21 protein-coding genes are annotated in these 22,590 nt (G+C 52.9%); 13 read left to right on the top strand and 8 right to left on the bottom strand.

All coding sequences use genetic code 11. The features are described 5' to 3' along the window. The 4 genes from Q1A48_RS18050 to Q1A48_RS18035 all read left to right on the top strand — a co-directional run. A partial coding sequence (locus tag Q1A48_RS18050; RefSeq protein WP_299947712.1) for an ATP-binding cassette domain-containing protein occupies positions 1 to 264 on the top strand: 264 nt, incomplete at its 5' end. Positions 265 to 296: 32 nt separating this feature from the next. Beyond that, complete coding sequence (locus Q1A48_RS18045) at positions 297 to 509, top strand: hypothetical protein (RefSeq protein ID WP_299947710.1); 213 nt, start codon at positions 297 to 299, stop codon at positions 507 to 509. Positions 510 to 511: 2 nt separating this feature from the next. Further along, positions 512 to 766 (top strand): Blp family class II bacteriocin, encoded by a 255-nt coding sequence (locus Q1A48_RS18040; RefSeq protein WP_299947708.1) that lies wholly within the window; start codon positions 512 to 514, stop codon positions 764 to 766. Positions 767 to 827: 61 nt separating this feature from the next. Continuing rightward, positions 828 to 1,229 carry a hypothetical protein gene (locus tag Q1A48_RS18035; protein WP_299947705.1) on the top strand — a complete coding sequence of 134 codons (402 nt, stop codon included), beginning with the start codon at positions 828 to 830 and terminating at the stop codon, positions 1,227 to 1,229. An 871-nt stretch (positions 1,230 to 2,100) separates the two neighbouring features. Here Q1A48_RS18035 and Q1A48_RS18030 read toward each other — a convergent pair. The 6 genes from Q1A48_RS18030 to Q1A48_RS18005 form a co-directional block, all read right to left on the bottom strand. Next, on the bottom strand, positions 2,101 to 2,490 hold the full coding sequence (locus Q1A48_RS18030; protein WP_299947702.1) for a hypothetical protein: 390 nt from the start codon (positions 2,488 to 2,490) through the stop codon (positions 2,101 to 2,103). 49 nt (positions 2,491 to 2,539) lie between these two features. Continuing rightward, entirely contained in the window at positions 2,540 to 3,292 is a 753-nt protein-coding gene (locus Q1A48_RS18025; protein ID WP_299947700.1) for a zinc metalloprotease, read from the bottom strand. Positions 3,293 to 4,194: 902 nt separating this feature from the next. Beyond that, positions 4,195 to 5,601, bottom strand: a complete 1,407-nt coding sequence (gene asnS / locus Q1A48_RS18020; RefSeq protein ID WP_299947698.1) for an asparagine--tRNA ligase — start codon at positions 5,599 to 5,601, stop codon at positions 4,195 to 4,197. A 154-nt stretch (positions 5,602 to 5,755) separates the two neighbouring features. After that, positions 5,756 to 6,229, bottom strand: a complete 474-nt coding sequence (locus Q1A48_RS18015; RefSeq protein WP_299947696.1) for a L,D-transpeptidase family protein — start codon at positions 6,227 to 6,229, stop codon at positions 5,756 to 5,758. Between the two features lie 19 nt (positions 6,230 to 6,248). Further along, the gene (locus tag Q1A48_RS18010) at positions 6,249 to 7,388 is read right to left on the bottom strand and encodes a sterol desaturase family protein (protein ID WP_299947694.1); all 1,140 of its coding nucleotides are present in this window, start codon (positions 7,386 to 7,388) and stop codon (positions 6,249 to 6,251) included. A gap of 210 nt (positions 7,389 to 7,598) precedes the next feature. Then, positions 7,599 to 7,895, bottom strand: coding sequence for a hypothetical protein (locus Q1A48_RS18005; protein WP_299947692.1), 297 nt, complete (start codon positions 7,893 to 7,895; stop codon positions 7,599 to 7,601). A gap of 381 nt (positions 7,896 to 8,276) precedes the next feature. Here Q1A48_RS18005 and Q1A48_RS18000 point away from each other — a divergent pair, with 381 nt between their 5' ends. The 3 genes from Q1A48_RS18000 (at position 8,277) to Q1A48_RS17990 (ending at position 11,752) form a co-directional block, all read left to right on the top strand. Then, positions 8,277 to 9,518: a lipoprotein-releasing ABC transporter permease subunit gene (locus Q1A48_RS18000; RefSeq protein WP_299947690.1), complete on the top strand. Its 1,242-nt coding sequence runs from the start codon at positions 8,277 to 8,279 to the stop codon at positions 9,516 to 9,518. A gap of 226 nt (positions 9,519 to 9,744) precedes the next feature. Further along, positions 9,745 to 10,500, top strand: a complete 756-nt coding sequence (gene lolD, locus Q1A48_RS17995) for a lipoprotein-releasing ABC transporter ATP-binding protein LolD (RefSeq protein WP_299947688.1) — start codon at positions 9,745 to 9,747, stop codon at positions 10,498 to 10,500. Beyond that, positions 10,493 to 11,752, top strand: a complete 1,260-nt coding sequence (locus tag Q1A48_RS17990; protein ID WP_299947686.1) for a lipoprotein-releasing ABC transporter permease subunit — start codon at positions 10,493 to 10,495, stop codon at positions 11,750 to 11,752. The genes lolD and Q1A48_RS17990 overlap by 8 nt, the downstream gene beginning before the upstream one ends. A 169-nt stretch (positions 11,753 to 11,921) precedes the next feature. Here the strand turns inward: Q1A48_RS17990 and Q1A48_RS17985 are convergent, their stop codons facing one another. Beyond that, the gene (locus Q1A48_RS17985) at positions 11,922 to 12,446 is read right to left on the bottom strand and encodes a DUF2062 domain-containing protein (protein WP_299947684.1); all 525 of its coding nucleotides are present in this window, start codon (positions 12,444 to 12,446) and stop codon (positions 11,922 to 11,924) included. A 311-nt stretch (positions 12,447 to 12,757) separates the two neighbouring features. Between Q1A48_RS17985 and Q1A48_RS17980 the strand changes: the two genes are divergently transcribed. From Q1A48_RS17980 to Q1A48_RS17955, 6 genes are all read left to right on the top strand, one after another. Beyond that, positions 12,758 to 13,438 carry a GntR family transcriptional regulator gene (locus tag Q1A48_RS17980; protein WP_299947682.1) on the top strand — a complete coding sequence of 227 codons (681 nt, stop codon included), beginning with the start codon at positions 12,758 to 12,760 and terminating at the stop codon, positions 13,436 to 13,438. Between the two features lie 3 nt (positions 13,439 to 13,441). Further along, complete coding sequence (gene prpB / locus Q1A48_RS17975; RefSeq protein WP_299947680.1) at positions 13,442 to 14,320, top strand: methylisocitrate lyase; 879 nt, start codon at positions 13,442 to 13,444, stop codon at positions 14,318 to 14,320. Between the two features lie 84 nt (positions 14,321 to 14,404). Continuing rightward, a complete protein-coding gene (prpC, locus tag Q1A48_RS17970) occupies positions 14,405 to 15,532 on the top strand; it encodes a 2-methylcitrate synthase (protein WP_299947678.1) in 1,128 nt (375 codons plus the stop codon). A 113-nt stretch (positions 15,533 to 15,645) separates the two neighbouring features. After that, on the top strand, positions 15,646 to 18,243 hold the full coding sequence (gene acnD / locus Q1A48_RS17965) for a Fe/S-dependent 2-methylisocitrate dehydratase AcnD (RefSeq protein WP_299947676.1): 2,598 nt from the start codon (positions 15,646 to 15,648) through the stop codon (positions 18,241 to 18,243). A gap of 2 nt (positions 18,244 to 18,245) precedes the next feature. Then, entirely contained in the window at positions 18,246 to 19,424 is a 1,179-nt protein-coding gene (prpF, locus tag Q1A48_RS17960) for a 2-methylaconitate cis-trans isomerase PrpF (protein ID WP_299947674.1), read from the top strand. Further along, positions 19,394 to 20,176 carry a 4'-phosphopantetheinyl transferase superfamily protein gene (locus Q1A48_RS17955; RefSeq protein ID WP_299947672.1) on the top strand — a complete coding sequence of 261 codons (783 nt, stop codon included), beginning with the start codon at positions 19,394 to 19,396 and terminating at the stop codon, positions 20,174 to 20,176. The genes prpF and Q1A48_RS17955 overlap by 31 nt, the downstream gene beginning before the upstream one ends. 48 nt (positions 20,177 to 20,224) lie before the next feature. Here Q1A48_RS17955 and Q1A48_RS17950 read toward each other — a convergent pair whose 3' ends face one another. Beyond that, positions 20,225 to 21,865, bottom strand: a complete 1,641-nt coding sequence (locus Q1A48_RS17950) for an acetolactate synthase large subunit (protein WP_299947670.1) — start codon at positions 21,863 to 21,865, stop codon at positions 20,225 to 20,227. Positions 21,866 to 22,590: the final 725 nt, after the last annotated feature.

The raw sequence follows: 22,590 nt of genomic DNA, 5'->3' as shown, positions 1-22,590 counted from the left end.
CAATACAACACCCTCGTTGGTGATATGGGCACCAGTCTTAGCGGAGGGCAGAAGCAAAGAATTGTGATGGCGCGCGCCTTATATCGCGCACCTCGCATCCTGTTCATGGACGAAGCAACCAGTCATTTGGATATGGCGAATGAATCGCTGGTTAACCAGCATATTCAACAACTCGCCATCACCCGAATATTGGTTGCTCATAGACCGGAAACGGTTAAGTCTGCAGGGAGGCAGATAAGTCTGGCTGACAATAAGTTGGCATAATCTTTATATTAATTATAAATGAGAAAACCTATATGTATGAAATTAGTGAAGATATGTGTGATCAGGTAGTTGGAGGGGATGCTGCTGATGTCGCAGAAGGTGCGGTATATGGTGGTGCTGCTGCCGCGACAGTCGTGGGAGTTGTTGCAGCTGTAAGCGGTGCAGTTGCCGCTCCAGTTGTTGTTGGTGCTGTAATTATTGGGGCAGTAGCGGGTGCTGCATATGAAGCAATAACGGAAGAGTAAAGATGAAAGAGCTAAATAGTAATGAGTTAATGATAGTTTCTGGTGGTGGCCCTTCTATCGTGAAAGAGGTAGCTGAAGGAGCTGGAGGTGGAGCCCTTGCAGGCGCAGCAGCTGGAGCAGCGGTAGGCGGTGCATTAGGTGGGCCCGTTGGTGCTGCTGCAGGTGCTGTTCTTGGAGCTACCGTTGGTGCTATTGTAGGTGGAATTGACGGTGGTCAAGATGCATTGCAAGAGACAGGAAACAGTGCAATACCCTAACAACTGACATTATCATAGAGAGGTTTGCCAATTGGCAAACCTCCATCTTTGGTGCTTTCTTATGGATTATAAGTCATTGGGTTTCTCTATTCTTTTAATTTGTGTGTATTTATATGCTTTATTGTCTACTTTGACTTTCTCTAGTTTTGCAATTTTATCAAATGTTGTTCTAGCAATATTTTATTTTGCTATTGTTTTTCGAGAGCGTAAAGAGATTAAAGATACTTCCATGAAATTACATTTTGTTGATTATCTTATGTTTTACATTTTTGGCGAAAAAAAAATGTCTACCACAAAAAGAGTGATTTTTCATTGTCTTTTATTCTATCCGGCTGCATTGTTAATTTTTTACTTAATATATGGAGCATCAGGGATTTACCCAATTGTTGCGACAAGCATAATATGTGTTTTGATTGGGCTGGTGTCTGGAATTAAAAGTTCACAATCAAGACATAAGGCGTAATAATATTACGCTTCTTTCTATTCCTATGATGGCGATTATCAGAGTGCCCACCATGGTTGATCGGGTAATGCCATGTTTCCTAGCTAGCTGACTTACTGTATACACATTTTCATATCCTCCTATTTGGAAGCATCATGAACGATAAACCTATAGTCAGGTCAACGTTATGCTCGTATGTATGATGAGTTTTATGCCAGATTGCAGGTGTTTGATGGAATTACTATCGGGTCGGAAGCAAAGAATACCCTCCTCTCGGGGCACGCTGTGAATACCTCCCTGTACGCTCGTAATCGACGCCCATGCCTCATACGGTTCCGAGATAAGGGTATTCTTTCCTTCCGCTTTGTTAGTAACTCGGCTTTTACAAAGTAGAGCGATTCCGATAGAGGCGTCCAAATCTGATCCCGGCATCACTGCGGCTACTGGTAGGCGACGATCAATATCAATGCTGCCGTGGTGTTCACCATGGTGGGCAGTGAGGTCCTCTATTCGATCAAGGTTCTGATGGCGCTCAGGTGAAAGCTGAACCAGCGTAGGGTCGGACATATCATCATCAATATGGATAATCAGTGCCAGTGTAGTCCAAAGGCAGCGCCAAGCGGTTCGAACTGGAGGGCACTTGTGTGAATCCAGCTAAGCGTGCGATTTCAACCAAGTGATTTTCAGCGGTATGTTTGATTGTCGGGGTGTGAACAGCGCGCTTTCTATTTGCCTGCCGCCGATGAAGAGCCTAATTCTATCGGGTTCAGTGATTGCGAAGCACTGCGGTGATGAAACTGCAACTAGCATGTCCTTTTTTCGCTATCGATCAGCTAAATACCAATTGTGTCCATTGTTGACATTTGGGATCAAGAAATACATCAGTGCAGATTTATTTGGGCGGCTGCCAGTTGATGACAGGCTTGGTGCCGGAATCTTCACAAAGCCAGATTACTGCGCGCAGTTTATTGCGCAGTGTCCCATCGGATTCATACAGTTGGCGCCAGTCGTCTTTGGTGAATGGAACACTGTGTAGACGCATCTGTGCAAGTAAGTCGGCTTCGGTAGGGTAATGCAATTGTAGGGATTCATCTGTCTGGTAGTCAGTCGTCAGAGCAAGACTGAGTGTGCCGGCTTGGTGGTTCAGGTATTGGATTTCTCCCATCCAGGCGGTGAGTTGATTGTGGTTGCAGGTGATATAAGCCGGGATTGCCAGGCGCTGTTGTGCAGTTACAGGCAGGGGCAGAGTGAATAACACCAGCAGGACAAGAAAAATTTTCATGGCACGGTAGAGCCTCGGCCGGGAGGGGGAAAGCCCCCTCCGCTGTATTTTAAATGCCGCGATAGAGGTTGCTTAACTCGTCAGCGCGATTGGACTGTCCGTCGGTAAATTCATACATACAGGCATCATAGGTATAGTCCATAAAATTGTGGATAGGGTCCAGGCCATCCGCGTTTTTACCCTTTGTGCAGGAGTCACGGCCTACAGGACAACCGTTTGCCGGCGATCTTTCCGCCGGTGTGTCAGCGACGAAATCCCCATCGCCATTACAGCCCCCCTGGAATGTGTGATATAAGCCGAGCCAGTGTCCCACCTCATGAACCATTGTGTCCCCTTCATTAAATGGTGCGGAATCACCGCCGGGCAAAGAACCGGTCAAGACGACTACGCCATCGCGAATGGGGTTGGAAGCATAGCTACTGGGAAAGGTTGCCCAGCCCAGTAAGCCTCCACCGATATTTGCGGCATAAATATTGAGATCCCCTGCACCTCCCACCCGCAGAGCGGACTTCATGGCGGTTTCCGCTGTGGAGCCAGAATTCAGGTTATACCAACTATCATTTGCGCTAGTGGTCGTGGATACCAGGTTGAATGTGAATGGGGTATCTGAAAAAGCCGCATTCAGGATGTTCATTTGGTTAGTGATATCACCACTTGAAACCGCGCCGTTATTGCTGCTGTCGGTGATTACATGAAAATAAACATCGACTGAAACAGAGCCGGCAGGGCGGGGTATATAGCCGCTCCCACCATCACCACCGCCCGGTTTGCCGCGCAAATTACTGAGGTGGCGTTCCTTCATAGCAGCTTCCTCTGTAGTTGGATGCTTGGTGCCGCAGCGAAGGAAGCTTGCATTGTGATTTGCGTTTTCAAAGGCTTTGCTGCTTTGCGCATCGACAGTCATGGGTGTGGTGAGTGCACAAAAAGCCAAAGCTTTGCCGAGAAAAAGGGTTCGACAAGAGAATTGCATAGAATGATCCTTATTTTTATTTATCGTTCTTTTCTGCTTCGATTAAAGCCGGGGTAAGATCGGTTTTTAGAGCCTGGATGTCAACACGATCATTCTCCAGAGAAAAAATAATGGCGCATAATTCACCTGTTTATCTTACACCCAATTTCCCACTTTACGGTTTTTTATTCCCTGAATTGCGAATGTTATGATGCAAATAGTCACACTTGGAATATTGCTTTATTCTGTGGGTCAGCTTCGATATTTTATGAGGTGAAGCGAGTGTATTGAGCGAAAATAGTTTGCAGAATTTTTGCGACTCTCTGCCCATAACTAAAAGTATTGGTGCGTTGCAGTGCATAAAGGTAAGGATTAATTGGGCGCTACAAAAAATTTACTTTGGTAATATAAATAAAGTGACAACTTCGTGTTATGGAGCATTGTTGTCAGAAGTAAATATTTGGAGTAATTTTTTAGCAAACAGGCAAGAATTGTGAAAATGGGTGAAAAGAATATTTTTTCAAAGGCTCTTCCTCACTCTACGTCAGGGGAAGAATGTCCCTCTGCCAGGATCTTATGAGGCATGGAGGTCGATTACGAGCTTACAGGGATATATTCACAGTGCGTCCTGGAAGAGGGGTATTCTCTCTTTCCGATCCGGTAGTAATGCTAGTGTTTGTGTAAATAAAGGAATTACTGACAGGAAAGTGAAAAATGGAAGTATATTGCCAGCCCCGCAATGCGGGGCTTTTTTATCAGAAAGAAATATTTTTTGGTGTGCGCGGGAAAGGAATCACGTCCCGAATATTAGACATGCCTGTCACATAGGACACAAGGCGGTCAAAGCCCAGGCCAAACCCTGCATGGGGGACTGTGCCATACCGGCGCAGATCGCGATACCAGTCCAGGTGCGCACGGGGAATATTCATTTCATCCATGCGCTCGTCGAGTTTTTCCAGGCGCTCTTCTCGCTGTGCACCGCCGATAATCTCACCGATTCCGGGAGCCAGGACGTCCATGGCGGCTACTGTCCTGCCATCGTCATTCATGCGCATATAGAAGGCTTTGATGCCCTTCGGGTAGTTCATCACTATGACGGGCTTTTTGAAGTGTACTTCGGCAAGGTAGCGCTCGTGCTCGGAGGCAAGATCAATCCCCCAGGATACCGGAAATTCGAATTTTTCCTTGCAGTTTTCCAGAATTTCAATGGCATCTGAGTAATTGATGCGGGCAAAATCCTTCTCGATGATATTTTCCAGGCGGCTGATCGCCTCTTTATCGATACGCTGGGCAAAGAAGGCCATATCGTCCGCACGTTCGTTCAGAACAACTTTGCAGACGTGCTTCAGTACCTGTTCAGCCAGGTCGGCGATATCGGCCAGGTCGGCAAAAGCCACTTCCGGCTCTACCATCCAAAATTCGGCGAGGTGGCGGGTGGTGTTGGAATTTTCCGCCCGGAAGGTCGGCCCGAAAGTGTACACCCTGGACAGGGCCAGGCAATAGGCCTCGGCATTCAGTTGACCGGATACGGTAAGGAAGCTCTCTTCGCCAAAGAAGTCTTTGCTGTAATCAATTGCGCCCTGTTCGTTTCGCGGCAGATTTTCCATATCCAGGCTGCTCACCCGGAACATCTCACCGGCGCCCTCGCAGTCGGAGGCGGTGAGAATCGGGGTGTGCACATAGTTGAATCCGTTCTGATGGAAAAACTGGTGAATCGCCAGGGCAATACAATTGCGCACGCGGGCCACGGCGCCACTCACATTGGTGCGTGGACGCAGATGGGCGTGTTCGCGCAGGTGCTCCATGGTGTGGCGCTTGGGGGACATCGGGTAGGTATCCGGGTCCTCCACCCAGCCGATCACCTGCACCTCGGCGGCCAGCAGTTCGATAGATTGTCCCTTGCCCTGGGAAGGCTTGATGGTACCGAGGATATCCACTGCGCAACCGGTGGTCAGGCGCTGTACTTCCGACGGGTAATTGTGCAGATGGTTCTCCGCGACCACCTGGATCGGGTCAAAGCAGCTGCCGTCGTGCACGGCGAGGAAGGAAAGGCCGGCTTTTGAGTCCCGGCGGGTTCTGATCCAGCCCTGCACGCGCACTTCTTCGCCTTCGCGGCCGCTGGATTTCAACAGGCTATCTATAGGTTCGACTTTAACTGTCATTTTCAATCGATTTCTCGCTAGTCCTAAGGGTGGTGTCTTGTCAGCTTGCCTAAAAATTGTGCAATCCACCCGGGGAAAGTTACGGCGGGCATAGTGACCTGTTGCCGGAGGGAAATCCACCCCCAGGACGATCTGGGTCGGGGCAGGCTGAAACCTACCAGCGAATCTCTATCGGGGTTCCGGTCTGCACCAGGGACATGAACACATCCATTTCATTATTGCTGAGGGCGATGCAGCCATCGGTCCAGTTAAAGCGTTGGGTGATTGACGCGAGCCAGCCCAGCCCGTTGCGCTGTCCGTGAACCATAATAAAGCCGCCTGGCGATACGCCGCGGGCTTCGGCTTGGGCTCTGTCCCGGCTACTGGGGTAAGAGATATGCATGGCGCGGTAATAGGCGGAGTCCTCCTTTTTGTAATCCAGGATGTAGCGCCCTTCGGGTGTTTTCTCATCTCCTTCCTGCATTTTGTGCCCCTTAGGGGATGCTCCAAAGGCGACTTGGTAGGTTTTCACTACCTCCTGCCCATCCATCAACAGCATTTTGTTCTCCGATTTTATGACCTGCACCAGGGTGACTTCGGCCCTGGCGAGGCTGGCAAGTAACAGTACAAAGACGGCGATAGACCGCACCCTTTTGGCCTCCGATTTTTTAATGTTTCTTGAGTAAGGCAGTAATAGGATACAGCGTTTGGCCCAGGTAGCTCTGCGGGAATTTCCCGGTGGTTCCATATTTGGCTGGCCAGTGCTCCCTGGGAAAGTGCATGGTATTGAATAGCCAATCGAACAGGATGGTGTGGGCCGAATAATTGGTATCAATGGCAGGTTTTTCAGAGCTGTGGTGCCAGTGATGGAACTGGGGGGTTACGAAAATGTATTTGAGAGGGCCGAATGGCAGGCTGACATTGCAGTGAATCAGCACAGCCTGCAGGGCGGCGAAAGCCACGTACAGATTCAGCACTGCCTCACCCACGCCCAGGAGGTACAAAGGCACCATCACCATGGCTCTCTCGGAAAAAGTTTGGATAAAGTGGCTACGGGAGCCCGCCAACCAATCCATATTCTGCACAGAGTGGTGTACTGCATGGACCGGCCACAGGCATTGTATCTCGTGAAAGATTCTATGCTCCCAGTAGAGGACAAAATCTGCACAGAGAATTACCAGGACCAACTGCAATGCTATGGGCACCGAACCGATCAATGCCTGCACCTGTGCACTTACCGCCCAGTCAAAGTGGCTGACGTGGTAGTTGGCGTAGATCAGAATGGCGGAGATTGCCAGGTGGTTGAAGCAGAAATAGAAAAGATCCAGCCCCCATTCCTTGCGCAGGATTACCTGGTTTTTGTATTTGGGAAATAGCTTTTCCAGGCTAACGAAAACGATCACCGAGCCGAGGAAGGCGAGAATCAGCCAGTCCACCCCCAGCGACAGCCGCTCGGCCTCAACGGGGCCCACAGGAACCCTGTAACCCCCCAAAAGGAAAGCGGTTGCAGTCAGGGCTATGCCGGCAAACCCCATGCGCCGATACTTCTTCAAATAAAAGGTGAGCGCGCCAAAAAAGAGGGAAAAGTACATGCCGTACTTCAGTGCCTTCTGCAGCGACTCCGCATCGTAAACCTGGCGCAACTCGGTAGTGGTGAGGTGGGAGGGGAACAGATAGGCAAGTACCGCAAGTAAGCTGAGTGTCCCGAGGAAAATAGAAGCGTAGCCGCTGATCTTGCCCTCGCCAATGCGGAATTCTCTGTCTTTGTCAAGAGCAACCTGTCTCTTTTGATACTTGTAGCCTTCCATCAGTGATTCCATTGTTCTCCGGACCTGGGTGGATATTACACCCGGTAAAATATACTGCAGCTATAGGATCTTATCCGGCGGGGTTGCCGATACGAGGAGCTGTACCCAAGAGCGCCCTCCGGCGGGTACCGGGAACGGGAAAGAATTGCAGTTCATGTACCTGGTGGGGAGCGGGGCGCCTTGTCCGGTGTGGTGAGATAGCTTGGAAACTCAGCCGCTGGGTTTTTTCACCGTGTGCAACACCGTGTCCCATTCAAAATAGACATAAAAGTCTGCATATTCCCAGCGGGTAATTGCCGGTTCGCCCACGGGGCCTTCGATACTCATGGGGTCGCCCAGCTGAGTGGTGACCGCATCTTTTTTCAACCCGCGGACCTGCTCAAAGGTGAGGTCGCTCTTGTCGAGGTTTGCGGGTATTTCCAGGGGTTTTGCCTGGGCGCCGAAGGCGAAAAGGAGCGCCAGGGTGCCGGCAATCGAAGAGACCCCGTTGCGAGATCTGTTGAACATGCAGTGTTCTCCAGTTGGTGTTTCATTGCGTCACCCATTAAAACAGAAATTCCGCCAGAACACTTGGCCGCCTTCACGTTTTTTCCGCAAAAACCCAAAGGTACTGGTCGGAATACCGGGCAGGCACCATTCCAGGCTCCGGCAGTATTCGCCCAGCATGGCATTAGCTGCCCGGATTTGCCGGGTACTGGGTTTGTTGATTAGCCGTGGTGGGCATCACGACATTCGGACGTAAAGGCCCCGAAGCGCGGGGCTCGCGAGCTGCCCGGCTGAAAGGGGTGGCGTTCAAGGGGGCAGGTGGTTTGGCCGAGATATTGCTTTGTAGGCTGAAATTGTCTAAATACTTGGATTTATTACCTCTTTTCCGTTTAAATCGATCCTATGCTGAAACCTGTCCCCCTGTTTATTGGTCTGAGATATATTGCCGCCCGCCGCCGGCAGCAGTTTATTTCCTTTATCAACGGCTTCTCCCTGCTCGGCATGGCCCTGGGCGTACTTGCCTTGATTGTTGTCACTTCTGTCATGAACGGCTTTGATCGTGAGTTGAAAACGCGCATTTTGAGCGTTGTTCCCCACGGCTTTATCGAACGCGATGGCGGCTTGCAGGATTGGCGGGAAACGGCGCAACAGCTGGAGCGACAGCCCCATATAGAAGCGGCAAGCCCTTTTGTGAAGGGCTTTGCCCTGTTGAGCGCGAACAGCAACAGCCAGGGCGCCCAGTTTCAGGGGGTCGACCCAGCGACGTTGCCCAATGTTTCCGCGGTGGGTGAGCATATGATCATGGGCAGCCTGGATACCTTGCAACCGCGCAGTTATCAGATCGTACTCGGTCGCATTCTCGCCCAACAATTGAATGTGGTTCCCGGTGAAACCGTCATTTTAACCCTGCCCGAAGTGACCATCACGCCAGCGGGCATTTTCCCCCGCACTAAGCGCTTTACCGTGGCCGGTGTTTTCTCGGTGGGAGCGCAAGTGGACCAGAGTGTTGCCCTGATCAATATCGAGGATGCGGCCCGCCTGATGCGGTTGACCGGCAGGGTACAGGGGTTGCAGCTGCGCTTCGACGATATGGATAACGCATTGGGCAGGGTTTCTCTCTATGCGCAGGCGCTCGGTGAGGAATTTAGTGGTGAGGACTGGAGCCATTCCCAGGGTAGCCTGTTTCAAGCGGTGAAAATGGAAAAGACCGTGGTCACTTTGATGTTGCTGATTATCGTCGCCGTAGCCGCCTTCAATATTGTTTCGGCGCTGGTGTTGATGGTGGCAGACAAGCGCTCAGATATTGCCGTGTTGAGAACCCTCGGTCTGACTTCCCGCCAAATCATGGCAGTGTTTGTGGTGCAGGGTAGTGCCATTGGCATTATCGGTGCCTTCAGCGGTGCAGCATTGGGTCTTCTGATTGCCCTCAATCTCACCGATATAGTGTCTTGGGCGGAGGGCCTCACGGGAGGCAAAATATTCGATCCGCGGGTATTTTTTGTCAGCTACCTGCCTTCGGAATTCCGCGTGGGCGATGCTGTGGTGGTGCTCTCTGTTGCGGTGTGCATGAGCCTGCTGGCAACGCTGTTTCCCGCCTGGCGGGCGGCTCAGATTGAGCCTGCGGAAGCTTTAAGGTATGAATAAATTCATTTAAATCATATAGTTAAGATATTTTTTTAAAGTAAATTGAAGATTTTTGACAGCGGCAAAAGATTTTCTAAAACCTTCGGGGAAACGGATACCGGATAGTTCCCGGTGTGCCGGGCAGAACCGCTAGAAACATGCTCTGTGCGTAATACCTGATAGATCAAACAGCTAGAGCTTATTTTAAAATTTACCGACTAGATTTAGGAAGCCACGCAACAACTTTATGAACAGCCGAGTGGAAATAGATACCGGGCAGGCCCGGGCGGTAGTAGAGGCCCGCGATGATGCCGTGCTGGCTTGCCGGCAGCTGCACAAATCCTATCGCCAGGGCGGCAGGGAATTGGAGGTATTGAGCGGTGCCGAGTTGGAGGTCAGGCACGGAGAGAAGCTGGCGATTGTCGGTGCTTCCGGCTCGGGCAAATCGACCCTGCTCAACCTGCTGGGCGGCCTGGATACCCCGAGTGCGGGTCAAGTCTGGGTGGCGGGACACAACCTGGCCGGTCTCAGTGTCAACGAGCGCGGCAGGCTGCGGAACAGGCAACTCGGGTTTGTTTATCAGTTTCACCACCTCCTCAGCGAGTTTTCCGCACTGGAGAATGTGGCCATGCCACTTTTGATCGGTGGGCACAGTGTGGCCAAAGCCCGCACTGAGGCCAAATCCACTCTGGAGGCGGTGGGGCTTGGCAGGCGATTCGAGCACAAGCCTTCACAGCTATCCGGTGGTGAACGCCAGCGGGTCGCCATCGCCCGAGCCCTGGTGGCACAGCCCTCCTGCGTACTCATGGACGAGCCCACCGGCAATCTGGACAGGGCAACGGCCAGGGAGATCCACAAACTGATGGATCGGCTCAACCGGGATATGGGGATCAGTTTTGTGATTGTGACCCACGACCCGGATCTCGCTGCAGCGCTGGACCGCTGCCTGCACCTGATCGACGGTAAACTCCTCAGCAACTGGCACCAGGGTGAGCATGTTTAAGCCGATATCCACCTTTATCGGTCTGCGCTACGCCGGTGCCCGGCGTCGCGGCGATGACTCCGCGGGGCTGGTTTCGTTTATTTCCGGTCTGTCCATGGCCGGGTTGATTCTGGGTGTCGCCCTGATGATCGTGGTGATGTCGGTTATGAACGGCTTTGATCGTGAGCTGCGTGAGCGCATCCTCGGTATCATGCCCCACGCCACCATTTACAATGCCAGCCCCGATATCGACTGGTCCGCCCTGCGCCACCAACTGGCTGCCGATTCCGAGGTGGTGTCGGCGGCAGAAGTGTGGCAGATCAATGCGCTGGCTCGGCGCGGCGGGGAAGTCACACCCTTGTTGGTGCAGGGGGTTAACCCGGATACCATCGCCGAAGTGTCCAACATCAGGGGTTTTCTCAGTTCCGAAGCTTTCCCCAAGCTGATGGACACCGCCGAGCCCGGTATCATCCTCGGGCGCGGTATTGCAGAAAAACTGGGTGTGGAACAGGGGGCCTACCTGTCTCTGATTGTGCCTGACAACAACAGCGCCGCTGGCGCTCGGCGCGCGGCCCGTGTGACGGGTTTCAGAGTGGCTGAAATATTCCATTCCGGCACGGTTCTGGACCAGTCCCTGGCACTGGTGTCCTGGGAGCAGGCCCAGGCCCTGGCGGGCAATAGCGGTGGTGCCGGTGTGCAACTGCGGGTCAGGGAGATGCTTGAGGCCAATTGGATCATGCGTCGCTTACTGCGTGGACTTGACCAGCGAGGTTATTACGGTACTGACTGGAGTCGTACCCACGGCAACCTCTACCAGGCGATACAGATGTCCCGCAATCTGGTGGGGCTGCTGGTGCTGCTGATTATTGCCATCGCGGCTTTCAATGTGGTGTCCACCCTGGTGATGGTCGTGGTCGACAAACATACGGATATTGCAATACTGCGCACCATGGGGGCCAGCACACAACAGATTCTACTGACCTTTGTCAGCCAGGGAGCGCTGGTGGGGCTGGTTGGTGCGGTGGTCGGTGGCGCCCTCGGTGTCCTGGGGGCACTGACTGTCACGGATTTGGTCGCCGGACTGGAATCCGCACTCGGGGTCCAGTTCCTGAAATCCGATGTTTACCCGGTGGATTACCTACCATCCGAACTGGCCTGGTCCGATGTGGCGCTGGTAGTGGGTGCTGGAATACTGCTCAGCCTGCTGGCAACCCTGTATCCCGCATTGCAGGCCAGCCGGGTTCAACCTGCCGCAGCCCTGCGCAACGAGTAGCTTTGCCGCTAAAGGGTCTTCAGGCTCTTTTTGTGTTGGAACCACGGCTTCGCTTCAGGCTCATTTCGTATTGGAGAAGACTGGGTAGGGTATGCTACCCTGCCGGCACTGCGCTTTCCGAAATACAGAATCTTGGTGATAGTTGCGAGGGGAGTTGCTGCTTTCTGGCTCAACTGATCGCGGAACGGCGCTCCAGCCGCAGTTTCCACCGCTTGACAACATGCCAGCGCCAAAGTGCGCGTATGGCAAAATAGGCCAGGGCGGCAAAGAATGCCCCCGCCAGCAGGGAGCCGACAAAGAGCGGGATCCAGATTTTCTCCACCTCAGTGGTCAGCCATTCCCAGGACAGCTCGATATTGAAATCCACTGGCGGCGTACCCAGAGCCCAGCTGCCCAGCTTGTAAGTACTGTAAAAAATCGCCGGCAGGGTAACCGGATTGCTGATCCAGACCAGGATGACCGATAGCGGCAGATTGCAGCGCAGCCACAGGGCCAGCAGGGTGGCAATGATCATTTGCCCGGGCAGAGGCAGGAAGCTGGTGAATACACCTACCGCAAATGCGACCGAAACCGAGTGCCGGTTCAGGTGGAACAAGTTGGGGTCATGTAGCAGGGTTCCCAGAAACTTGAGCCCGTTCTTGGCTCGGATTTCTTCGGGGCTTGGCAGCCATCGCCTGATAATACTCTTCGGCATAACTCTGTTGAAACCTGGGTGCTGGCAGCCTTGTAATTTGGCCCTGTTCCGGGGCCTGGAAATTCTCAAGCCGGGCTTATCTCACTGGCCCCAATTTAGCATAGAGGGGCCCCCGGTAGTGGGATGCGCCCTAGCCGTACTTGGCGCGGGCGCTATTATGCCCACTTAGCGCGGGCAAGACTACCGTTGCCGGAAAGGTCATTATGCGCCAAAGGTTGTCAACAATCCTTGGTATGAGCTTTAGTTGACGCCAAATTCTCACTGTTTTAATGTATGCACCTCCTGGTAATTGTCGACAATCCTGGTGCCTTATGAGTGCAATCGGAGAGCGCAGCCCGGTACAGGAACCACACCAGAGCCTGGCTGAGCGCCTTTTTTTGACTTTGCGTGGCGAAATCGTGGAAGGGCGTATAGCTGCGGGCAGTAAAATCAGCGAGCCCGGGCTGGCCCGCCGCTTTAATGCCAGCCGGGGCAGCCTGCGCGAGGCCCTGATGCACCTGGAGTCCCTGGGCTTGCTGGAGCGCCGGGTAAACGTGGGTGCGCGCGTCGTTGATTTGGGTGAGCGCGGTCTGCTGGAACTCTACGAGGTGCGCGAGGCTCTGGAGGGTATGGCCTGCCGCCTTGCCGCCCAGCAGCGCACCGAAGAAGATTTGGCAGAACTGCGCCAAATGTTGTCCCGCCATGAGCAGCAGGAAGAGCTGCAAGCCGGTAAAGCTTATTTCCAGCCGGAAGGGGATTTTGATTTTCACTTCCGTATCGTACAGGCCTCCAAAAATGCGTTGTTGATCGACACTCTGTGTAATCGTCTTTATTACCGTGTTCGTATGTATCGCTACCAGTTGGGTATGGCCAGTCCCAGGGCCCGGCGCGCGTTTCGCGAACACAGCCATATCATCGAGGCCATAGAAGCGGGAGATGGGGAGCTGGCAGAGCTGTTAATGCGCCGGCATATCCGCGCTTCCAGGCAGAACATTGAAAATAAACTGAGGTAAAGTATGAGCCAAAAGCCTTCCGCCGGCGCGCGTTTCCGCACCGCACTTGCTGAGAACAAACCACTGCAAGTGGTTGGTACTATCAACGCCTACGCGGCAATCATGGCCGAACGTATTGGTCACAAGGCGATTTATCTCTCAGGTGCGGGCGTTGCTAACGCCTCTTACGGCCTGCCGGATTTGGGCATGACCAGCCTCGACAATGTGCTGGAGGATGTGCGCCGCATCACCGCTGCCAGCGAATTGCCACTGCTGGTGGATATCGATACCGGCTGGGGGGGCGCTTTCAATATCGCCCGCACTACTAAAGAAATGATCCATGCCGGTGCCGGTGCGGTACATATTGAAGACCAGGTCGCGCAAAAACGCTGTGGCCACCGTCCCAACAAAGAAATTGTTTCCAAACAGGAGATGGTGGATCGCATCAAGGCGGCGGTGGATGCCCGCACCGATGATGACTTCTTTATCATGGCCCGTACCGACGCCTTCGCCCAGGAAGGTCTGGATGCCGCTATCGAGCGTGCGCAGGCCTGCATTGAAGCGGGTGCCGAAGGCATTTTTGCCGAAGCAGTCACTGAATTAGAGCACTATCGCGCCTTTAAGGACGCATTGAATGTGCCGATTCTGGCGAATATTACCGAGTTTGGTAAGACCGAGCTGTATAACACCAAAGAGCTGGGCGAGGCCGGTGCAGATATCGTACTGTATCCGCTGTCAGCGTTTCGCGCCATGAGCCGTGCGGCGGAAAATGTGTATACCAGCATTCTGCAAAATGGCGACCAGAAAACGGTGGTGGACACCATGCAGACCCGTGAAGAGCTGTACGATTACCTCAGCTATCACGTGTTTGAGCAAAAGCTTGACGAGCTGTTCAACAAATAACGGACTACGTATCGGTTGAGGTCGGCTCGGCATTCAGCCGACGGGGACAGAAACTGCGTATTTAAAAAAAGGGGAGATAAGACGATGGCAGAAAAGACACTGAGTGGTGCCGGCCTGCGCGGCCAGGTAGCGGGTAAAACCGCATTGTCTACAGTAGGAAAATCCGGTTCCGGCCTGACTTACCGTGGCTACGATATTAAGGATCTGGCCCAACACTGTGGGTTTGAAGAAGTTGCCTACCTGATTTTGTATGGGGAACTGCCCACCGAGGGACAGCTTGTGGAATACAAGGCGCTACTGAAAACGATGCGTGGTCTGCCACTGGCCCTGAAAGAGGTGTTGGAGCGTATTCCCGCTGACGCCCACCCGATGGATGTAATGCGTACCGGCTGTTCCATGCTGGGGAACCTGGAAGGTGAAGAGTCCTTCGCGCAACAACTGGAAAAAGCCAACCGCTTGCTGGCTGCTTTTCCGTCCATTATCTGCTACTGGTATCGTTTCACCCACGACAATGTGCGCATTGAAACGGAAACCGGTGATGACAGCATCGGCGGTCATTTCCTGCATATGTTGCGCGGCGAGAACCCCAGCGCCCTGCACGAGCAGGTCATGAACGTTTCCCTGATCCTGTATGCCGAGCACGAATTCAACGCGTCCACCTTTACCGCACGTGTTTGTGCTTCCACTTTGTCGGACCTGTTCAGCTGTATCACCGGTGCCATCGGTACCCTGCGTGGCCCCTTGCACGGCGGTGCCAACGAGGCGGCAATGGAGCTGATCGAGCGTTTCTCCAACCCGGACGAAGCGGAAAAAGCACTGTTGGGCATGCTGGAGCGCAAAGAGAAAATCATGGGCTTCGGCCACGCGATTTACCGCGAGTCCGATCCGCGCAACGCCATCATCAAAGCCTGGTCTGAAAAGCTGGCTGAAGATGTCGGCGATACCGTGTTGTACCCGGTATCCGTGCGCTGTGAAGAAGTTATGTGGCGCGAGAAAAAGCTGTTCTGTAATGCAGACTTCTTCCATGCTTCCGCCTATCACTTTATGGGTATTCCCACCATACTGTTCACCCCGATCTTTGTGATGTCCCGCGTTACCGGCTGGGCCGCACATGTGTTCGAGCAGCGCGCAGACAACCGCATTATTCGCCCGAGCGCGGAGTATGTGGGCGTGGAGCCACGCAAAGTAACGCCTATCGCCGAGCGCGGTTAATACACTGCCAAACGAATGCGCGGCACGCCGGCCCCCAGTTGTCAGGATTCGGCAACTAGGGGCTTTCTCTTAACAGACCAGACTGAAAAACGATTCGACTGATTTACCAAGCTATGAATATTGATTACCGCAAATCACTGCCCGGTACAGACCTCGATTACTTCGATACCCGCGCCGCTGTGGACGCGATCCTGCCCGGTGCTTATGCCAAACTGCCGTATACCTCACGCATTCTGGCGGAAAACCTGGTGCGCCGTTGCGAGTCGGAAAAATTGACCGACTCCCTCAAGCAGATTATCGAGCGCAAGCGCGAGTTGGACTTTCCATGGTTCCCAGCCCGAGTGGTGTGCCACGATATTCTCGGCCAAACTGCATTGGTGGATCTGGCTGGTCTGCGCGATGCCATTGCCGATAAAGGCGGTGATCCTGCCAGGGTAAATCCCGTCGTTCCCACCCAGTTAATCGTGGACCACTCCCTTGCGGTGGAGCACCCCGGTTTTGAGAAGGGCGCCTTCGAGAAAAACCGTGCAGTGGAAGAGCGTCGCAATGAAGACCGCTTCCACTTTATCAACTGGACCAAAACCGCTTTTGAAAATGTAGATGTGATCCCGCCCGGTAACGGCATCATGCACCAGATTAACCTGGAGAAGATGTCGCCGGTGGTCCAGGTACGTGAAGGTGTGGCATTCCCGGATACCTGTGTCGGTACCGATAGCCATACGCCGATGGTAGATGCCCTGGGGGTAATTTCTGTCGGCGTGGGTGGCCTGGAAGCCGAAAGCGTAATGCTTGGTCGTGCCTCTTACATGCGCCTGCCAGATATCGTCGGCGTGGCGCTGAGCGGAAAATTGCAGCCTGGAATTACCGGTACCGACCTGGTTTTGGCTCTGACTGAATTCCTGCGCCGCCAGCGCGTGGTGGGTGCCTACCTGGAATTCTTCGGTGAAGGTGCTTCCAACCTGACCCTGGGCGACCGCGCCACTATCTCCAATATGACGCCAGAATATGGCGCAACGGCGGCCATGTTCTCTATTGATGCGCAAACCATGGATTACCTCAAGCTTACCGGTCGCGATGACGAACAGGTGGCTCTGGTAGAGCGGTTTGCCAGGGAAACCGGCCTCTGGTCCGATGCCTTGAAGGGCGCCGAATACGAGCGCGTACTGAAATTTGACCTCACTACTGTGGGCCGCAACCTGGCTGGCCCCTCCAACCCCCATGCGCTGCTGCCGGCCTCTGAACTGGCCAATCGCGGTATCGCCAAGGCCTGGCAAGACAAAGCGGGCGAGATGCCCGATGGTGCTGTGATCATCGCAGCCATTACCAGCTGCACCAACACCAGCAATCCACGCAATATGATTGCCGCAGGCCTGATTGCCCGCAATGCCAATAAGCTCGGCCTGACCCGCAAGCCTTGGGTGAAAAGCTCCCTGGCACCCGGCTCCAAGACGGTAAAAATGTATCTGGAAGAGGCAGACCTATTACCGGACCTGGAACAGATGGGTTTTGGTGTTGTGGCTTTCGCTTGCACTACCTGTAACGGTATGAGTGGTGCCCTTGATCCAAAAATCCAGCAGGAAGTCATCGACCGCGATTTGTATTCAACGGCGGTGCTTTCTGGCAACCGCAATTTCGATGGCCGTATCCACCCCTACGCCAAGCAGGCGTTCCTGGCTTCACCGCCCCTGGTAGTAGCTTACGCGATCGCCGGCACCATCCGTTTTGATATTGAAAAGGAGGCGTTGGGATACGATGACCAAGGTAAGTCCATTACCTTGAAAGATATCTGGCCCAGCGACGAAGAGATTGATGCAATTGTGCGCCAGAGTGTAAAGCCGCAACAATTCCGGGATGTCTATATCCCCATGTTTGAAGAGCGGGATGCAGCGGAAGAGCAGGGCAACCCCCTGTACGATTGGCGTTCAATGAGCACCTATATCCGTCGACCGCCCTATTGGGAAGGCGCGCTGGCTGGTGAGCGCACCCTGAAGGGGATGCGCCCGCTGGCGGTGCTGGGGGACAATATCACCACCGACCATCTATCCCCCTCCAACGCCATTTTGGCCAGTAGTGCTGCCGGTGAATACCTGGCGCAAATGGGCCTGCCGGAAGAGGACTTCAACTCTTACGCCACCCACCGAGGCGACCACCTCACGGCCCAGCGTGCCACTTTTGCCAACCCGAAATTACTCAATGAAATGGTGCGCGATGACAATGGCGAGATTCGCCAGGGCTCCCTGGCCCGTATCGAACCGGAAGGGCAGTGCACGCGCATGTGGGAAGCTATTGAAACTTATATGGATCGCAAACAACCGCTGATTATTGTGGCGGGTGCCGATTACGGTCAGGGTTCCTCTCGTGATTGGGCCGCGAAAGGTGTTCGCTTGGCCGGAGTGGAAGCCATTGTGGCGGAGGGCTTCGAGCGTATTCACCGCACCAACCTGATTGGTATGGGGGTGCTGCCGCTGGAGTTTAAGCCGGGTACTACCCGTGAAACCCTGGGCATTGACGGTTCCGAAACCTTCGATGTGATCGGAGAGCCCACGCCGCATGCCACCCTGGCGGTACTGATTCACCGCGCTAATGGTGAGACTATTGAGGCACCGGTCACTTGCCGCCTGGATACCGCTGAAGAGGTTTCCATATACGAAGCGGGTGGTGTCCTGCAGCGCTTTGCCAAAGACTTCCTAGAAGCAGAAGTGACGGCCTGAGTATGAAATATGCACCTCAAATAAAAATCCCCGCGGCCTATATGCGCGGAGGAACCAGTAAGGGCGTTTTCTTTCGCCTGCAGGATCTGCCCCAGGTCGCACAGGTGCCAGGAAAGGCCCGTGACAATCTGCTGCTACGCGTGATTGGTAGTCCGGATCCCTACGGAAAGCATACCGACGGTATGGGGGGTGCCACTTCGAGCACCAGTAAAACAGTGATCTTGTCGCCCAGCGAAAAGCCCGATCACGATGTGAACTACCTGTTTGGCCAGGTTTCTATTGATAAACCTTTTGTCGATTGGAGCGGTAACTGCGGGAATCTCACCGCCGCGGTGGGCGCCTTTGCCATCAATAGCGGTTTTGTAGAGCCTTCCAGGGTTCCAGAAAATGGCATCTGCACTGTACGTATCTGGCAGGCCAATATCGGTAAGACCATTGTTGCCCATGTGCCGATAACCAGCGGTGCCGTGCAAGAGACCGGAGATTTTGAACTGGATGGCGTCACCTTCCCGTCAGCCGAAGTGGAAATTGAGTTTATGAACCCCGCCGACGGCGAGGGTGCCCTGTTCCCCACTGGCAACCTGGTGGATGATCTGGAAGTGCCAGGTGTCGGTGTCCTCAAGGCCACCATGATCAATGCCGGAATCCCCACGATTTTCGTCAATGCAGAAGATATTGGTTATACCGGTACCGAACTACAGAATGCGATTAATGGCGATAGCCAAGCGCTCGCCATATTCGAGGCCATCCGTGCCTATGGCGCAGTAACCATGGGATTGATCTCCTCTGTCGAGGGAGCTGCAGCCCGCCAGCACACGCCGAAAGTCGCTTTTGTGGCCAAGCCACAGGATTACATTGCCTCAAGTGGTCAAGGGGTGGTTGCGGCAGATATCGATCTGCTTGTCCGTGCCTTGTCAATGGGTAAGCTACACCACGCCATGATGGGCACGGCCGCCGTGGCTATCGGCATAGCCGCCGCCATACCCGGCACTTTGGTGAATCTCGCCGCAGGTGGTGGCGAGCGCAATTCGGTCTGCTTCGGACACCCCTCCGGAAGCTTACGCGTTGGTGCTGAGGTGACAGCAGTGGACGGCCAATGGGCCGCAACCAAAGCCATTATGAGCCGCAGCGCCCGAGTCCTGATGGAAGGGTGGGTGAGGGTGCCTGGTGCTTGCTTCTAGAGGTGGATGGTTTGCTGGCATCATTGGAAAACTTTTTTGAACAGAGATCACTGCGATTCAGTTTCTCTGAACTTAATAATAAGCATTTTCAACTTTATTTATTCAAAATAGCAAAAAATAATTTTTCGACAAGCTTTTTCCACAAGTTCAATATAGATCTACCTTCAAATATTGCCAAGAGTGTTCCAAAACGACAGAGGGAATATTTTTTCGGGCGGATGGCTGCCCGATATGCGTTGGCTGCATTAGACATAAAGCAATTCCGGGTAGAAACGGGAAAATGGCGGGAGCCAGTTTGGCCAGAAGGTACAATCGGCAGCATCAGCCATAATGAACGATATGCTGGTGCAACTGTACTGAAAACCACACAAATGAAAGGTATTGGAATCGATATTGAGAGTGTGCTTTCTGAAAAATCTCAACTTGCATTACAGAACACAGCAATTTTTCAATCGGAAATCCGCTATCTGCAGGATCATGGCCTTATGACTGTTCCGGGTTCTGTTCTCTCCATTATTTTCTCAGCAAAAGAAAGCTTCTTCAAGGCTGCATTTCCTTTGGTAAGACGATACTTCAATTTCGATGCGGTCTCTTTGGTCGATTTCGATAACAACCAGAAACTTCTATTATTAGAGGTGCGCCAAGATCTTTGTCCAACCCTACAGCCAGGGGTTGTTCTTCCCGTACATTTTTATTGGCTAGATGGGAATACCATTCTTACTTATTGTGGCTTGCGGGATTCAGGTAACTAAGCTGCGGCGTCTGGCAATATTCAAATTGTTTTGAACTCCTAAAAAGGGCTACAACTTGCTGGAAAGCTCCGGCACCTCATGATTCAGTATACGGTCGTTGTGGCTGTAATCCATAGGGACATCAATGAGGTGCACGCCACCCTCTTTACAGCAGCTTTCAATCAGGGGTTTCAATTCATCTGTGGCTTCTACCCGATGGCCGTGAGCACCATAAGATTTTGCATAGGCAACAAAATCGGGATTACCAAAGTCCAGGCCGAAGTCATGAAACTCCATCATGGCCTGTTTCCATTTAATCATCCCATAGGCATTATCGCGCAGTATCAACACAATCAGATCTATATCCAGACGCACGGCAGTTTCGATCTCCTGAGAATTCATCATAAAGCCCCCATCGCCACATATGGCTATCACTCTGCGTTCTGGGCACACTAATTTTGCGGCCATTGCTGATGGCAGCCCGGCACCCATTGTGGCGAGGGCATTATCCAAAAGTACGGTATTCGGGGCGTGGGCCGGGTAATTCCGTGCGAACCATATTTTGAACATGCCGTTGTCGAGTGCGATGATACCCTTATCCGGCATGACTTCCCGTACATCCTTTACCAGGCGCTGGGGCCGAATTGGGAAAGTATCGCTATTGGAACCCTCCTGAATATGTTCTTGCAAGGCAGCTCGAATACGGTGGGCGTCAGTAAAACTCCAGTGTCCCTGAGGTTCCAGATGTTCATGGAGTTGCCACAAACTATTGGAGATATCCCCAACAACCTCAATCTGCGGAAAGTAAACAGGGTCTACCTGAGCGGAACTAAAATTGATATGTACCACTTCGGGACCGCCGGGGCGCATAAAAAATGGAGGCTTCTCCACCACATCGTGCCCAACGTTGATAATAAGATCGGCCTGATCAATGGCACGATGTACAAAATCCCCATCTGACAGGGCTGTATTGCCAATAAAGTGAGGTCCTGATTCGTCGATTACGCCTTTACCCATTTGCGTGGTCACCGTAGGGATTCCGAGCTTGTCGACGAATTTGCGTAACATCTTTGCCGTGAGTTTGCGATTGGCGCCGGCACCGACCAGCAACAGTGGCTTACGCGATGCAGTGATAGCTTCTGCAGCCTTGCGAATTGCTTTCTCCTCAGCAATAGGCCTGCGGGTGTAGCTGGTTTCCAATACCGGCATGCTGGAGTGTTCGCGAGCAATATCCTCAGGGAACTCGAGATGCGTGGCTCCCGGGCGTTCTTCTTCGGAGCGGCGGAAGGCCTCGCGCACGTGCGAGGGGACATAATCACCGCCGACAATGGTTTTGGTGAACTTGGTGAGAGGACGCATCATATCGACGATATTGATAATCTGGAACTGGCCTTGCTTGGAGCTTTTTATGGGCTTTTGCCCGGTAACCATCACCATCGGCATACCTCCGAGCTGGGCGTAAGCAGCGGCTGTCACCAGGTTGGTGGCGCCGGGCCCAAGGGTGGCAATGCATACGCCGGATTTACCGGTGAGACGGCCATAGGTGGCCGCCATAAAGCCGGCCGCCTGTTCATGGCGGGTCAGGATAAGCTTGATTTTTGAGCCGCGTAAAGACTCCAGCACGTCCAGATTTTCTTCCCCTGGTATACCGAAAATATATTCAACTCTCTCTGCTTCCAAGGCGTGAACAAACAGATCAGATGCTTTCATGTAAGAAACTCCTGTAGTCTTATGCTCTCAAGTTTGGTTCTTTTTTTGAGTTTTTATTGGCCGACGGGGTTACTTCCATTGCGCCGCCCCAGCCAGACAATCTATTATTTGTCGTGTTAATCATTACCCTCACCAAGTTAAGAAGAAAAATTGGGTATATGCTGAAATGATGCAGAGTTTCCACCAGAGTATGGTCAAGCTTTTGTAAATTTGCTCCATTGCCCCTTTGGTAATTCATGCCAGCGGGTCGCATTTTGGTTTAGAGGTCTCATTAAGAGATTTTACCCATGGAAATAGTTTTTTTGGGTACCGGTAAAACCAAGTGATAAAAGTGGCAATTGGCGCCTAAACCACTATCAGCCGATTTGCCATATGCCGGCATTATTGCGATCTGGCTGCAGGGGGTCACAATATTCGAACACATCTATTCCATTCCTATAGACAGAGCAAAGCCCGCTTTTTTGATCTTATATATGCAGAGATTATTGTTACCACAGCAGCACAAGCCAAAGCTGAGCATTACTACCGGGTCGGAAGGAAAGAATACCCCTCTCCCAGGACACGCTGTGAATACATCCTTGTACGCTCGTAATCAGTATCCATGCCTCATACGATCCTGGGAGAGGGGTATTCTTCTCTCCTGCTTTACTAGGGGCTGTTCCCGTTTCACATGGGTAGCCATAGGAAGGCACAAGCCATAGCTACTGTGCTTTGATAGCACCTCT

This window comes from uncultured Microbulbifer sp. (assembly GCF_947489355.1).
Lineage (GTDB): Bacteria > Pseudomonadota > Gammaproteobacteria > Pseudomonadales > Cellvibrionaceae > Microbulbifer.
Note: the sequence above shows the minus strand (reverse complement) of the source record. Positions and strands in the feature narration are given on the sequence as shown.